13 protein-coding genes are annotated in these 13,120 nt (G+C 66.8%); 4 read left to right on the forward strand and 9 right to left on the reverse strand.

Translation table 11 applies throughout. The features are described 5' to 3' along the window. Positions 1 to 21: 21 nt before the first annotated feature. Positions 22 to 531 (reverse strand): nuclear transport factor 2 family protein, encoded by a 510-nt coding sequence (locus tag BUB09_RS07450; RefSeq protein ID WP_072896674.1) that lies wholly within the window; start codon positions 529 to 531, stop codon positions 22 to 24. Positions 532 to 656: 125 nt separating this feature from the next. Here BUB09_RS07450 and BUB09_RS07455 point away from each other — a divergent pair, with 125 nt between their 5' ends. Together BUB09_RS07455 and BUB09_RS07460 are read left to right on the forward strand one after the other, a co-directional pair. Continuing rightward, on the forward strand, positions 657 to 947 hold the full coding sequence (locus tag BUB09_RS07455) for a hypothetical protein (RefSeq protein WP_072896226.1): 291 nt from the start codon (positions 657 to 659) through the stop codon (positions 945 to 947). A gap of 75 nt (positions 948 to 1,022) precedes the next feature. After that, positions 1,023 to 1,253 (forward strand): hypothetical protein, encoded by a 231-nt coding sequence (locus BUB09_RS07460; protein ID WP_072896228.1) that lies wholly within the window; start codon positions 1,023 to 1,025, stop codon positions 1,251 to 1,253. A gap of 21 nt (positions 1,254 to 1,274) precedes the next feature. Here BUB09_RS07460 and BUB09_RS07465 read toward each other — a convergent pair whose 3' ends face one another. From BUB09_RS07465 to BUB09_RS07475, 3 genes are read right to left on the reverse strand one after another with little or no spacing between them, the layout of a single operon-like run. After that, positions 1,275 to 1,799, reverse strand: a complete 525-nt coding sequence (locus BUB09_RS07465; protein WP_084083238.1) for a GNAT family N-acetyltransferase — start codon at positions 1,797 to 1,799, stop codon at positions 1,275 to 1,277. A 60-nt stretch (positions 1,800 to 1,859) separates the two neighbouring features. Next, positions 1,860 to 4,037, reverse strand: a complete 2,178-nt coding sequence (locus tag BUB09_RS07470; RefSeq protein ID WP_072896231.1) for a 3-hydroxyacyl-CoA dehydrogenase NAD-binding domain-containing protein — start codon at positions 4,035 to 4,037, stop codon at positions 1,860 to 1,862. 20 nt (positions 4,038 to 4,057) lie between these two features. After that, complete coding sequence (locus BUB09_RS07475) at positions 4,058 to 5,266, reverse strand: acetyl-CoA C-acetyltransferase (RefSeq protein WP_072896233.1); 1,209 nt, start codon at positions 5,264 to 5,266, stop codon at positions 4,058 to 4,060. Positions 5,267 to 5,424: 158 nt separating this feature from the next. On the opposite strand from BUB09_RS07475, the gene BUB09_RS07480 reads away from it, so the two are divergent. After that, entirely contained in the window at positions 5,425 to 6,483 is a 1,059-nt protein-coding gene (locus BUB09_RS07480) for an AraC family transcriptional regulator (protein ID WP_072896235.1), read from the forward strand. A gap of 6 nt (positions 6,484 to 6,489) precedes the next feature. On the opposite strand, the gene BUB09_RS07485 is transcribed toward BUB09_RS07480, so the two are convergent. Together BUB09_RS07485 and BUB09_RS07490 are read right to left on the reverse strand one after the other, a co-directional pair. Beyond that, complete coding sequence (locus BUB09_RS07485; protein ID WP_072896237.1) at positions 6,490 to 7,143, reverse strand: 3-oxoacid CoA-transferase subunit B; 654 nt, start codon at positions 7,141 to 7,143, stop codon at positions 6,490 to 6,492. 1 nt (position 7,144) lies between these two features. Further along, on the reverse strand, positions 7,145 to 7,867 hold the full coding sequence (locus tag BUB09_RS07490; RefSeq protein ID WP_072896676.1) for a CoA transferase subunit A: 723 nt from the start codon (positions 7,865 to 7,867) through the stop codon (positions 7,145 to 7,147). A 206-nt stretch (positions 7,868 to 8,073) separates the two neighbouring features. On the opposite strand from BUB09_RS07490, the gene BUB09_RS07495 reads away from it, so the two are divergent. Next, complete coding sequence (locus tag BUB09_RS07495) at positions 8,074 to 8,538, forward strand: MaoC family dehydratase (protein WP_072896238.1); 465 nt, start codon at positions 8,074 to 8,076, stop codon at positions 8,536 to 8,538. 16 nt (positions 8,539 to 8,554) lie between these two features. On the opposite strand, the gene BUB09_RS07500 is transcribed toward BUB09_RS07495, so the two are convergent. The 3 genes from BUB09_RS07500 to BUB09_RS07510 all read right to left on the reverse strand — a co-directional run bounded on the left by BUB09_RS07500 (position 8,555) and on the right by BUB09_RS07510 (position 13,080). Then, positions 8,555 to 9,409, reverse strand: a complete 855-nt coding sequence (locus tag BUB09_RS07500; protein WP_072896240.1) for an HpcH/HpaI aldolase/citrate lyase family protein — start codon at positions 9,407 to 9,409, stop codon at positions 8,555 to 8,557. Positions 9,410 to 9,440: 31 nt separating this feature from the next. Further along, complete coding sequence (locus BUB09_RS07505) at positions 9,441 to 10,625, reverse strand: acetyl-CoA C-acyltransferase family protein (protein ID WP_072896242.1); 1,185 nt, start codon at positions 10,623 to 10,625, stop codon at positions 9,441 to 9,443. An 88-nt stretch (positions 10,626 to 10,713) separates the two neighbouring features. After that, on the reverse strand, positions 10,714 to 13,080 hold the full coding sequence (locus BUB09_RS07510; RefSeq protein WP_072896243.1) for an efflux RND transporter permease subunit: 2,367 nt from the start codon (positions 13,078 to 13,080) through the stop codon (positions 10,714 to 10,716). Between the last annotated feature and the right edge of the window lie 40 nt (positions 13,081 to 13,120).

The raw sequence follows: 13,120 nt of genomic DNA on the forward strand, positions 1-13,120 counted from the left end.
CGGCGCGGCGGCCGCGAGGCCTCAGGCCGATGGGCCGGGGCCGAGCATCAAGCCGGCCGGCAGCGGCGTGGTGATGCTGGTCAGCGGCTTGGCATGCGAGGTCTGGATCTTCCAGCGGCCGTCCTCGATCACGTAGCGGTCGTGGTACTCCATCGACGCCTGCGTGTAGAAGCCCGGCGTCTGGTGCAGCGTGACGAAGCCCAGCGTCCAGCGTCCGGTCGCCGTGTGGTCGTCGACGAGCTCGATGCTCGGATGGTGGCCGTGGTGAACGTCGTGGACGATCCACGCCCCGTCGCCGCCGCGCTGACGCGCGACTTGATTGAAGATCTGCACCAGTGGCTCGCGGTCGCTGAACTGGCCCAGTACGCCGTAGTCGAGGTCGGCGCCCTGGCGCACGAAGCAGTCGCGAAAGCCGTCCACGTCCTTGGCGTCGCAGGCGCGCAGATAGCGGTACTTCAGTTGCTCGATCTCGTGGATCGCTTCGAGGCGTCGGACGCGGCGCAGCAGGTCATCGAGCAGGTCGGCAGACATCGTGTAGTCCCCAGGCTTGGCAATGTCGTCGACGATGGCGCCCGCGCCGTGCCGCCGCTTCGTCCATAGTGTTGAGCCGGCGGCAGCGCGCGCTACCATCGAGTCCCCCCACCAAGGAGCAGCCCATGCGGCAACCCGCGACGATGCGCCCGGCATCGGCACCGACCCTATTGGCCCGCAGCCTGGCGCTGGCCGCTGCATTGGGACTGTCGCTGGTCAACAGCGGTTGCTTCCGCAGCACGCCGATGGTCGAGAGTTCTGGCCTGGCCTCGGGCCGCTACAAGACCGACCTGAAGGAATGCCAGACCTACGCCGGCCGCGATGCGCCCGTGGCGCCCGGGGAAGACGCCGACGATGCCCGCGCCCGTGCCGTGCGTCAGTGCCTGTCGGGCCGTGGCTATCAGGTGATTCGCTAGCCGGCACTGACTTCGGTCATCAGCGGGTCATCTGCGGCTGACTACTCTGCGGTCTCCTCCGAGTGGCCGACTCCCATGCGCTTGTACAACTTCGATCAGGTGCTGTTCGATGACGGTGCCGGCGAGCAAGGTCCGGCCGGACCCGAATGGCGCAACGGCTTCGGTCTGCCGGTCGTCGATGACGATCGCGACACGGTCCGGCGCCAGCGCCTGCGGCCGGTCACGACGCCGCCCGCCCGGCATCAACGCCGGGCGGTGGCCGGTCCGGGTCCGAGCCTGCGCTCGGTCACCGGCGAGCCGCTGTAGGCACTGCGCAGCGCACGGGCGTCAGCCGTCGACCGGCTGGCGCGGCGTCGGCAGCGTCAGTTGATAGAACGCCAGATCCAGCCAGCGCCCGAACTTGAATCCGGCTTGCGTGATCGTGCCCGCATGAACGAAGCCGAGCTTGCGGTGCAGCGCGATGCTGGCGGTGTTGTCGACATCGACGCCACCGACCATCACATGTACGTCGCGCTCGGTCGCCATGGCGATCAGCTGCTGCATCAGCTGCAAGGCCAGACCTTGGCCGCGATGCTCGCGGTGCACGTACACCGAATGCTCAACCGAATACTTGAACGCGGCCCACGCGCGGAATGTGCCGTAGCTGGCAAAGCCGCATAGCGCGCCGCTGCGCTCGTCTTCGACGCCGATCACGGGAAAGCCGCCGGCCTGCTTGGTATCGAACCAGCTGCGCATCGTCGCCATCGTGCGCGTCTGGTACTCGTACAACGCGGTCGAGTTCAGGATCGCGTCGTTGAAGATCGCCAGCATCGCCTCGGCGTGCTGGTCATAGGTGCAGGTCACGGTGCGCATGTCGGCGTTGCGTCGGGAGGTGGTCCCGACGATAGCCGACATGCGCGACCGCTGCCGCGCTTACGCGGCGGCGCTGACCGGCGGGTAGAAGCGCGTGCCGCTGGCAGCGCGTGCCAGCAGCCAAGGCGACGGCGTGAAGCGCGGCCCGTGGACCGCAGCCAGCGCCTGGCACTGCGCGACGAAGCGCTCGGCGCCGAGCGTGTCGATGTAGCTCAGCGTGCCGCCGGTCCAGGGCGGAAAGCCGATGCCGAGGATCGAGCCGATGTCAGCGTCGGCGGCGTTGTCGATCACTCCGTCTTCAACGCAACGCGCGGTCTCCAGCGCCATGATCGTCAAGAATCGCTGCTTGAGCTCATCGACGCCCGGCTGCTGCGGCGCCAGCGGGAACGCTTGCGCCAGGCCCGGCCACAGACGCTTGGGTGAGCCGTCGGCCGGGTAGTCGTAGAAGCCGGCGCCCTGACGACGGCCCGGTCGCTTGAGTTCGTCGACCATCTTGTCGACGACCGCGCGGCCGACCTGGCTGCGGTACTGCACCGGGACGCCATCGGCATCGTGCTGGCGTGCGATCGCCTGCTGCAGCGTCAGCGTCACTTCGTCCGACACGGCCAGCGGGCCGACCGGGAAGCCGGCTGCCTTGGCTGCGTTTTCGATCAGCGCCGGCGCGATGCCGTCGAGCAGCATGCGCTGGCCTTCCTGGACGAACGTGCCGAACACGCGGCTGGTGTAGAAGCCCGGGAAATCGTGCACGACGATCGGCGTCTTCTTCAGCTGGCCGATGTAGTCCAGTGCCTTGGCGATCGTCGCCTGCGAGGTCTGCTCGCCGACGATGATCTCGACCAGCGGCATCTTCTCGACCGGCGAGAAGAAGTGCAGGCCGATGAACTGCTGCGGCCGGCTGCTGGCTTGGGCCAGCCCGGTGATCGGCAGCGTCGAGGTGTTGCTGCCGAACACCGCCGTGGTCGGGATCACCGCTTCGGCCTTGCGCGTCACGTCGGCCTTGATCTGCCGCTGTTCGAACACCGCTTCGACGATCAGATCACAGCCCTGCAGGTCGGCGTAGTCGGCCGTCGGCGTGATTCGCGCCAGCAGCGCGTCGATCTTGGCCTGCGTGGTGCGGCCCTTGGCCAGCGTCTTGGCTTGCATCTTGGCGATGCCGGCCTTGCCGTTGTCGGCCTGCTCGCGGGTGTTGTCGAGCAATACCACCTCGATGCCGGCCTGCGCGCTGACATGCGCGATGCCGGCGCCCATCAAGCCGGCGCCGAGCACGCCGACTTTGGCGACCGCGCCGCGCGGTACGTCACGCGGACGTGCCGACAGCTTGTCGGCAGCGGTCTTGTTGACGAACAAGGTGCGCGTCATGTTGCGCGCCACAGGACCGGCCAGCAGCTTGCCGAAGTATTTGCTTTCGATGCGCAGACCAGTGTCGATCGGCAACTGCGTGCCTTCGAACACGCAGGACATGATCGCGGTCGGCGCCGGGTAGTTGTTCTGCGTCATCGACGAGGTCAGCGCGTTGCCGGCGACGAAGGTCTGCGGTGCATGCGAGGCCATCGGCCCCGCGCCGCCCGGAATGCGGAAGTTCTTGCGGTCCCAGGGCTGCACGGCCGCGTTGTCGGCCTTGCTGAGCAGCCATTCGCGCGCACGCTGCACCAGCTCCGCCGTCGGTGCCACGGCGTGAACCACGCCGAGCTTCAGCGCTTCAGCCGGGCGCATCGACTTGCCTTGCAGCAGCAGCGGCAAAGCCGACGGAATGCCGATCAGGCGCGGCAGGCGCTGCGTGCCGCCGCCACCGGGCAGCAGGCCGACTTTGACTTCGGGCAGGCCGATCTGCGTGCTCGGCTCGTCGCTGAGCACGCGCCAGTGACAGGCCAGCGCCAGCTCCAGGCCGCCGCCGAGCGCCACACCGTTGATCGCAGCGGCAAACGGCTTGCCGCAGGTTTCCATGCGGCGGAACAGGCTGCTGATCTGCTGCGAGGCTTGCGCGGCCTGCGTCGGCGTGATGCCGGCGTCGTAGGCGTTGACCAGGTCTTTGAGGTCGGCACCGGCAATGAAGCCGCTGCTCTTGCCGGAGGTGACCACGGCGCCTTTGATCGCGGCGTCGCTGGCGACCTGCTCCACGGCAGCGGCGAAATCGGCGTTGAACTCGGGTGCCAGCACGTTCATCGGTCGGCCGGGCAGGTCGATCGTGATCAGGGCGATGCCGTCGGCGTCGACGGACAGCGTTAGCGTCTTGCTCATGTTGGGGCTCCTGTCTGGCGTCAGACGCGTTCGATGATGGCGGCGGTGCCCATGCCGGCACCGACGCACAAGGTGCACAGCGCGGTGCGCTTGCCGGTGCGTTCGAGTTCGTCGAGCGCGGTGCCGACGATGATCGCGCCGGTGGCGCCCAGCGGATGGCCCATTGCAATCGCGCCGCCGTTGACGTTGACCTTGTCGTGGGACACGCCCATCGCCGACATGAAGCGCAGCACGACGGACGCGAACGCTTCGTTGACTTCGAACAGGTCGATGTCGGCCAGCGACATGCCGGCCTGGCGCAGCAGCTTCTGCGTCACCAGCGCCGGGCCGGTCAGCATGATGCAAGGCTCCGAGCCGATCGACGTGAACGCACGGACGCGCGCACGCGGCTTGAGCCCGGTCGCGCGGCCGTAGTCGGCGTTGCCGATCAGGATCGCGCAGGCGCCATCGACGATGCCGCTGGAATTGCCGCCGGTGTGTACGTGGCGGATCGACTCGACTTGCGGATAGCGCTGCTGCGCCACCGAGTCGAAGCCGCCCATCTGGCCCATCTGCTCGAACGCCGGCTTGAGCTTGCCCAGATCGGCCAGCGTGGTGCCGGGGCGCATGTGTTCATCGTGATCCAGCACGACATCGCCGATCACGTCGCGCACCGGCACGATCGAACGCGCGAAGCGCTTTTCGGCCCAGGCCTGTGCGGCGCGGCGCTGGCTCTCGACGGCATACGCGTCGACGTCTTCACGCGACAGGCCGTCGAGCGTGGCGATCAGGTCGGCGCCGATGCCCTGCGGCACGAAGTGCACGCGCGGCGCGATCGCCGGGTCGGTCGGCCATGCGCCGCCGTCGGAGCCGATCGGCACGCGCGACATCGATTCGATGCCGCCGCCGACGACGGCCATCGACTGGCCCGCCATCACTTTGGCGGCTGCGATGTTGAACGCTTCCAGGCCCGAGGCGCAGAAGCGGTTGACCTGCACGCCGGGGATCGCATCGCCGTAGCCGGCGGCCAGCGCCGCCAGGCGCGGCAGCACCGCGCCCTGCTCGCCGATCGGCGAGACGATGCCCATCACCACGTCGTCGATCAGCTGCGTGTCGAGGGCGCTGCGGTCGCGCAGCGCCTGCAGCACCTGCGTGGCCAGCTGCAATGGCGTGATCTCGTGTAGCGCGCCATCGGCGCGGCCCTTGCCGCGCGGCGTGCGCACGTGGTCGTAGATATAGGCGTCGGTCATGGTCAGTCCTGTGCAGTAGAGGCGCCGCTCGTCGCGGCACGGGCCGATGGTGGCGTTTGCAGCGACGGCTCTGGATGATACTTTCGGACAACCAAGTGAGACTTTCGGACAGCCGTCCGCTCGTCGATCACCCGTGCAATGCCGCCAGCGGAGTCCCGATGTCGTATGCCGATGTACGCCGCAGCACCGTCAGCGCTGCGCTGCTGGTCACGCTCGCCGTGGAGCGCGGCGCCGACCGCGCGCGCTGCTTGCGCGCTACCGGCATCACCGTGGCGCAGCTGGCCGATCCCCAGGCCGAGATCGAAGCGGCGCAAGAGCTGCAGCTGATCCGCAACATCGTCAACGCGCTCGGCCCGCTGCCGGGGCTGGGCCTGGAAGCCGGCTTGCGCTATCACTTGTCCACCTATGGCCTGACCGGCTACGCGCTGCTGAGCAGTCGCACGTTTCGCGACGCCACGCATCTGGCGATGCGCTATCTCGATTTGAGCCATGCGTTCGGCCGCTTCCGCACCGAAGCGCGCGGCAGCGATCTGCTGATCGTACTCGACGACAGCGGCCTGCCCGAAGACTTGCGCCAGTTCCTGATCGAGCGCGACTTCGCGGCCTGGGCGCAAGCCGCGCTGGAGATCCGCCCCGGTGGGTTTCCGGCGCGCTATGCCAACTTTGCGTTTCCGCGACCGGTCTATGCCAGCCGCTTCGACCGGCTGTGCGGCGTGCGACCGAGCTTTGGTGCCGCACGCAACGAATTGCTGCTCGACGCGGCCACGCTCGACGCGCCGCTGCCGATGGCCGATCCGGCGATTGCACGCCTGTGCGAGGCGCAGTGCCGTCATTTGCTGGCGCGGCGCCGCGTCCGGGGCGGTGTCGCCGGCGAAGTGCGCGACCTGCTGCTGCGCACGCCGGCGGCGATGCCGTCGATGGAAGACGTCGCGGCGCGGCTGCACTTGTCGAGTCGCAGCTTACGGCGGCGCTTGATCGACGAGGGCACCTCGTTCCGCGCACTGATTGACGAAGTGCGTCAGGCCATTGCCGAAGAACTGCTGACCACCGGGCGGATGAAGCTGGCCGAAGTCGCCGAGCGTCTCGGCTATGCCGAGCCGGCGCCGTTCATCACCGCGTTTCGTCGCTGGCGCGGCCAGTCGCCGACGCAGTACCGGCAACTGCATCAGCGCGAACTCGATGCACTGGCCGCCGTCGGCGCGCGCCGACGCGGCTGAAGCCAATCAGGTCGCGGCCGTCAAAGCGACCTTGAAGTGCGCTTCGGTTGCCTGGCGCACCTGGTCCAGCGTGACGCCGTCAGCCAGCTCGATCAGCGTCGCGCCGCTGCCTTTGCGGTCGATCGCGAACACCGCCAGATCGGTGATCAGCAGATCGACGACGCCCTTGCCGGTCAGTGGCAACGCACACTGACGCTTGAATTTCGGTGCTCCGTTCTTTTCGGTGTGCTCCATGACGACCACCACGCGGCGCACGCCGGCAACCAGATCCATCGCGCCGCCCATGCCCTTGATCATCTTGCCGGGCACCATCCAGTTGGCGAGATCGCCGTTTTCGGCCACCTGCATCGCGCCGAGTATCGACAGATCGATGTGGCCGCCGCGGATCATCGCGAAGCTGTCGGCGCTGGAGAAATAGCTGGTGTGCTTGAGTTCGGTGATCGTCTGCTTGCCGGCATTGATCAAGTCGGCATCGACTTCGTCGTCGTACGGGAACGGCCCCATGCCGAGCATGCCGTTCTCGCTCTGCAAAGTGACGGCGATGCCGTCCGGGATCAGGTTGGCGACCAGCGTCGGGATGCCGATGCCGAGGTTGACGTAGTAGCCGTCCTGCAACTCGCGTGCGGCGCGCGCGGCCATCTGTTCTCGGGACCATGCCATGTCAGTTCTCCTGTGCCGGCGTCGCGCGCGGTCGTGTCGTCCTTCGCTCGATGTGCTTGACGTAGTGTGTGCCGACACAGAGGCGATCGACATAGATGCCCGGCGTGTGGATCTGGTCGGGGTCCAGTTCGCCGGGCTCGACCAGGATCTCGACTTCGGCGATCGTCAGCTTGCCGGCCGTCGCGATCATCGGATTGAAGTTGCGCGCGGTCTTGCGATACACGAGGTTGCCTTCGGTGTCGCCTTTCCAGGCCTTCACCAATGACACGTCGGCGACCAGGCCGGTTTCCATCACGTACCAGTCGCCGTTGAACTGCCGGGTTTCCTTGCCTTCGGCCACCGCCGTGCCATAGCCGGTGCGCGTGTAGAACGCCGCGATACCGGCACCGCCGGCGCGGATGCGCTCGGCCAGCGTGCCCTGCGGGTTGAACTCGATCTCGACGCCACCGCTCATGTACAGCTGTTCGAGAATCTTGTTTTCGCCGACGTACGACGCCAGCACCTTGCTGATCTGGCCGTTGGCCAGCACCGCCCACATGCCGTGATCGTCGGCACCGACGTTGTTGCCGATCACCGTCAGTTGCTTGACGCCGCTATCGCGCAGCGCGGTGATCAAGTGCTCCGGCACGCCGCAGAGCCCAAAGCCGCCGGCCATGATCGTCATGCCGTCGCGAACCATGCCGTGCAGCGCGGCCTGCGCATCGGGATAAACCTTGGATTTCATCGTCGCCTCCGGTGAATGACGACGCGCGTCGTCGATCGGAATGCCGGCTTGCATCGCCTTGCAGCGTCTCATTACAGCGCTGGCGTCGCGTCTGAGCGTCGCGTCGTTTGCGCTGCCGAATCGGGTCTATCAATACTAGCAACGAATCACGACCGGCTGCGCCGTGGCCCGGCGGCGGTACGACGAGCATCCCTGGAGAGATCGCAATGCCCGGTGTCTATTTCGACGAAATGAAGGTTGGCCAGCGCTTCGTACATCCGATCCGTCGCACGATCACCGAAGCCGACAACGTCTGGTTCAGCGCCATCACCCACAACCCGGCGTATCTGCATCTGGACGAGGAGTATTGCCGCGAACACACCGAGTTCGGCACGCGCATCGTCAACAGTGCGTTCACGCTGGGCTTGATCGTCGGGATCTCGGTCAATGACACCACGCATGGCACCGCGGTGGCGAACCTGGGCTGGGACGAGGTGCGCTTTCCCAAGCCCTTGTTTCACGGCGACACGGTGCGTGTCGAAACCGAGGTGCTGCAACTGCGCGAAAGCAAGTCACGGCCCAATGCGGGCGTCGTCGAGTTCATCCATCGGGCCTACAACCAGAAGAACGAACTGGTGGCCCACTGCCGGCGCAGCGCGCTGCAGCTCAAGCGTCCGGTCGCCAGCGACTGAGGCCGCAGTCGCGCTGTCAGCGTGCCAGGATGCGCCGCGCTGACTTCAGGTGCGGCACGTCATACATCTTGCCGTCGATCGCAACCGCGCCAGCGCCGCTGGCAAATGCATCGACGATGCGCTGTGCGAGTTCGCGCTCCGCGGCCGTCGGTGTGAAGGCCTCGTTGATGATCGCGACTTGGTCCGGGTGGATCGCCATGCGTCCGGTGAAGCCGTCGTAGCGTGATTCCAGGCACGAGCGGCGCAAGCCATCGAGGTTCTTGAAGTCGACATAGACGGTGTCGAGCGCTTCGACGCCCAGCGCATGGGCGGCCAGCAGGCATTGCGAGCGCGCGTAGTCATACATGCTGCGCCAGGCACCACCCGGCAAGCGCGGTTCGCCGGCACCCAGCGCCGCACTGAGGTCTTCGGCGCCCCAGGTGATCGCTTGTATGCGCGGATGAGCCTGCTTGACCAGCTCGCTGAGCCTCAGCACCGCAGCCGGCGTTTCGGTGACGATCGCGGTGATGCGAATCTGGCCCTGAGTCAGGCCGTGCTCGCTCTCCAGCGCATCGAGATAGTGGCCGACGATCGCCACGTCCTCCGGCCCGCGAATCTTCGGCAGCAGGATGCCGGCCGGACGCGCCGGCACGACCATCGCCAGGTCTTTCAGCAACTCGCCCGATTGCAGATCGTTGACGCGGACCCAGATCGCGTCGCGCGCAGCGGCGTGAGCCGCGAGGTAGTCGCGCATCTGGGCGCGGGCGGCCGGCTTGCGTTCCGGCAGCACGGCGTCTTCGAGGTCGAGTACCAGTGCATCGGCACCGGCGCCCGATGCCTTGGCGAGCTTGCGCTCGCTGTCGGCAGGAACGAACAGCGTCGAACGGATCATCACGATGCTCCGGGTCGGCGCAGCGGCGGAATCAGACGCGCTCGTAGACGATCGCGATGCCCTGACCGCCGCCGATGCACATCGTCGTCAGACCGTAGCGGCCGCGCGTGCGCTGCAGTTCGTGGATCAGCTTGGTCGCCAGGATCACGCCGGTCGCCCCGACCGGATGACCGAGCGAGATACCCGAGCCGTTCGGATTGACCTTGGCCGGATCCATGTCCAGCTCCTTGCTGACCGCGCAGGCCTGCGCCGCAAAGGCTTCGTTGGATTCGATCACGTCGAGATCCTTAACGCCGAGGCCCGCGCGCTGCAGCGCGATGCGCGTGGCCGGCACCGGGCCGATGCCCATGTAAGCCGGATCGACGCCCGCATGGCCGTAGCTGACGATGCGCGCCAGCGGGATCAGGCCCAGCTCCTTGACCTTGTCGCCGCTGGCCAGCACGACGGCACCGGCGCCGTCGTTGATGCCCGAGGCATTGCCGGCCGTGACCAGGCCGTCCTTCTTGAACACCGGCTTCATCTTGGCCAGCTGCTCCAGCGTGACGCTGGCGCGGACGTTTTCATCGGTTTCGAAGACTTCGACGCCTTTGCGCGTGGCGATCTGCACCGGCACGATCTGCGACGAGAAGCGACCTTCGGCGATCGCTTGCGCGGCGCGGCGCTGGCTCTCCACCGACACCGCGTCCTGCATTTCGCGCGTGATGCCGTAGCGCTCGGCAACGTTTTCGGCAGTGATGCCCATGTGGAACTTCTGGAACGGGTCGTGAAGGATGCCGAGCATGTAGTCGATCATCTGGATGTCGCCCATGCGGCCGCCCCAGCGTGCCTGCGTCGACAGATACGGCCCGCGGCTCATCGACTCGGCGCCGGCGGCAATTGCCACGCCGGTTTCGCCGAGCAGCAACGCCTGCGTCGCCGACACGATCGCCTGCAGGCCCGAGCCGCACAGACGGTTGACGTTGAACGCGGGCGTTTCGATCGGCACGCCGGCGTTGATCGCCGCGACGCGGCCGAGGTAGGCGTCGCGTGCCTCGGTCGGGATCACGTTGCCCATGACGACGTGTCCGACCTGGTCGGCCGACACGCCGGAGCGCTGGATCGCGGCCTTGACGGCGGTGGTCGCAAGATCGGCGAGGGCAACATCCTTGAGGCTGCCACCAAAGCTACCAATCGCGGTACGAGCGGCCGAGACGACGAAGACATCAGGCTTGGACATGAGCAATTCCGTTTGGGACGAGTAGGAGAGGGCGCATCGACGCGCCGGTGGTGTCAATTGTAGCCACTGCGGTCTGGCCCGGTGCTGATCAGTGCAGCCAGTGCTCGCCGACGATGCGGTTCTGGCGCAGCGCGAACGAGGGCTTGACCCAGGCCACCAGTAGCGGCAACACGACCAGCGCCAGTACCAGATTGATGCCCATGATTGCGATCAGCAGCAGCCCCATGTCGGCGACGAACTTCAGATCCGACATCAGATACCAGGGCAGGATGCCGATCGTCATCACGGTGGCGGTGAATAGGATCGCGCGGCCCGTGGTCACCAGCGCGGCTTCGATCGCCTCGTTCCAGCGCCCGCTGCGGGCCTGGACTTCTTCGGCGATACGCGACAACAGGTAGATGCCGTAGTCGATGCCGACACCGACGCCGATCGCTGCGACGATCATCGAATTCACATCGAGGCCGACGCCGAGCCAGTGCATCGCGGCGATCAGCGCTTCGTTGGCCAGGTTGACCGGCACCAACAGCAACAGCCCGGCGACGAACGAGCGATAGGCCAGGCTGCATAGCGCGAAAATCAGCAGGTTGAGCACGCCGATCACGATCCATTCGTACCGTTCGATCACGCGGTTGACCGCTTCCTGCAACGCGATCGTGCCGCTGCCCAAACGCACGCGGAATTCGGCGTGGTCGGCGCCGACTTCGGCCACCGCGCGCTGCGCAGCGGCCAGTGCCGCATCGACGGTGTCCTGTCGGTTGTCGCGATACCACAGCGACACCGTGGCGTGCTGCAGCGTCGGGTCGACGACATGACCGAAGTTCTTGGCGCTGGACCCCATCATCGCGCCGATCGACGCGGCACTGATCGCCCGCTCGCGCGCATCCAGCGGCATCCAGCGCGGGTCACCGCCGTTGAACAGGCGGTTGGTTTCGGTCAGATAGTCGGCGAATGACAGCGTCGCGCGCGGCGGGTCGGCGCTGTTCTCCATCAGCCGTTGCAGTCGCTGCATCGTCATCACCGTGTCGACGCGCTGTGATGTCCAGAACGGCGCTTTTGGATCCTTGGCTTCCAGCACGATCTCCAGCGTATTGACGCCGGGGAACTGCGCATTGATCGCGCGCACCGCCTGGTTGAACGCCGAGTCCGGCCAGAACAGGTTGGAGCCTTCGACCGGATTGCCGATCTTGATCTGCGCGGCTTGCTGGACGACGACGCCACTGGCGATCACGACCACCACCGTGGTCAGTAGCGCGGCGCGGCCTTGGCTGAGCCGCGCGATGCGACGCAGCAGCCCGACCGTGACCGGGCTGTTCGATGTGGTGCGCATCCGCTGCGGCGCCGGCAGGCTGGCCAGCAGCAGCGAGATCAGCACGACGCCGGTCGGGATCAGCCACACCGCCCACATGCCGCAGAACAGCGCGTGCCGGACCATCGCCGGTATGGGCGCGGCACACACCACGACGATGCCGAGCACGTCGGTGACGATGCCCAGCAGCGACGGCGCTGCCATCACCGTCATCGTCAGTTCGGCAGCGCGGCGTCGGTCGCCGACATCGGCCAGGATCTCGTAGAAGCGCTCGGTGAATTGCACGCTGTGCGAAAAGCTGCGCGCGGTCAGCAGCAGCGGCACGACCATCAGCAAGGGCTCGATCGACACGCCGAGCCAGCCGACCAGGCCGAATGCCCAGATCGCCGCGGTCGCGCTGGTGATGATCGGCGTCAGTACGCCGACCCAGCTGCGCATGTACAGCAGCAGTGCGCCGATCAGCAGGCCGACCGTAACGAGTGCGATCGCGACCATCTGCCGCTCGTAGCGGTACACCCAGCCGATCAGCATCGGCTGCCCGGCCACGTAGACGCGGTGGTGTTCGTCGCGGGCTTGCTCGGCCAGCCGCTCGACATAGGCGAACACCTCGCCGTAGTCGACGCGCTGCTCGATGAACGTGGCCAGGATCAGCGTGGCGCGATCATCGTTGGAGATCAGAAACGTGCGGACATTGGGCGCCATGTCGACATGGCGGCGGAACCGCGCCAGTTCGGCGTCGGTCTGCGGCGGTGCATCGCCCATCAGCGGGCGCATGTCGATGCCCAGCGGTGTGGCTTCGGAGTAGCGTGCCTTTTCCGTGGTGATCGACAGGATCTGGTCGTGATCGACGCCGGGTGCCAGGTCGATATCGCGCGTCAGCTTCCAGGTTTTGGCCAGCGTGTCGGCGTTGTAGATGTCGCCGTCGACGCGCTCGAGCATCAGCATCACGGTCAACGGATTGCCGAAGCTGGGATGGTCCTTGAACGTCTGGACGAACGGATCGTCGCCGGGCAGCAGATCAGAGAACACGGTGCGCAAGTCGACGCGCGGCAAGCCGGCGGCGAAGAACGCGGTGATCGCGACGAACAACACCAAACCGGCCCGCCGATGGGCCAGCACCCAAGTCGCTATTCGTTGCCGCAAGCCCATCGAGGTCCTCGCCCGTTACCCGCGCGAAGACTGCCCGTGT

It is taken from the genome of Hydrocarboniphaga daqingensis (assembly GCF_900129825.1).
Lineage (GTDB): Bacteria > Pseudomonadota > Gammaproteobacteria > Nevskiales > Nevskiaceae > Hydrocarboniphaga > Hydrocarboniphaga daqingensis.

Bases quoted from the DNA above. Each gene is read 5' to 3' on its own strand.
- BUB09_RS07495 (WP_072896238.1), top strand. From the start codon at position 8,074: ATGCCCGGTGTCTATTTCGACGAAATGAAGGTTGGCCAGCGCTTCGTA.
- BUB09_RS07470 (WP_072896231.1), bottom strand. From the start codon at position 4,037: ATGAGCAAGACGCTAACGCTGTCCGTCGACGCCGACGGCATCGCCCTG.
- BUB09_RS07510 (WP_072896243.1), bottom strand. From the start codon at position 13,080: ATGGGCTTGCGGCAACGAATAGCGACTTGGGTGCTGGCCCATCGGCGG.
- BUB09_RS07475 (WP_072896233.1), bottom strand. From the start codon at position 5,266: ATGACCGACGCCTATATCTACGACCACGTGCGCACGCCGCGCGGCAAG.
- BUB09_RS07505 (WP_072896242.1), bottom strand. From the start codon at position 10,625: ATGTCCAAGCCTGATGTCTTCGTCGTCTCGGCCGCTCGTACCGCGATT.
- BUB09_RS07460 (WP_072896228.1), top strand. From the start codon at position 1,023: ATGCGCTTGTACAACTTCGATCAGGTGCTGTTCGATGACGGTGCCGGC.
- BUB09_RS07500 (WP_072896240.1), bottom strand. From the start codon at position 9,409: ATGATCCGTTCGACGCTGTTCGTTCCTGCCGACAGCGAGCGCAAGCTC.
- BUB09_RS07455 (WP_072896226.1), top strand. From the start codon at position 657: ATGCGGCAACCCGCGACGATGCGCCCGGCATCGGCACCGACCCTATTG.
- BUB09_RS07450 (WP_072896674.1), bottom strand. From the start codon at position 531: ATGTCTGCCGACCTGCTCGATGACCTGCTGCGCCGCGTCCGACGCCTC.
- BUB09_RS07485 (WP_072896237.1), bottom strand. From the start codon at position 7,143: ATGGCATGGTCCCGAGAACAGATGGCCGCGCGCGCCGCACGCGAGTTG.
- BUB09_RS07480 (WP_072896235.1), top strand. From the start codon at position 5,425: ATGTCGTATGCCGATGTACGCCGCAGCACCGTCAGCGCTGCGCTGCTG.
- BUB09_RS07490 (WP_072896676.1), bottom strand. From the start codon at position 7,867: ATGAAATCCAAGGTTTATCCCGATGCGCAGGCCGCGCTGCACGGCATG.
- BUB09_RS07465 (WP_084083238.1), bottom strand. From the start codon at position 1,799: ATGCGCACCGTGACCTGCACCTATGACCAGCACGCCGAGGCGATGCTG.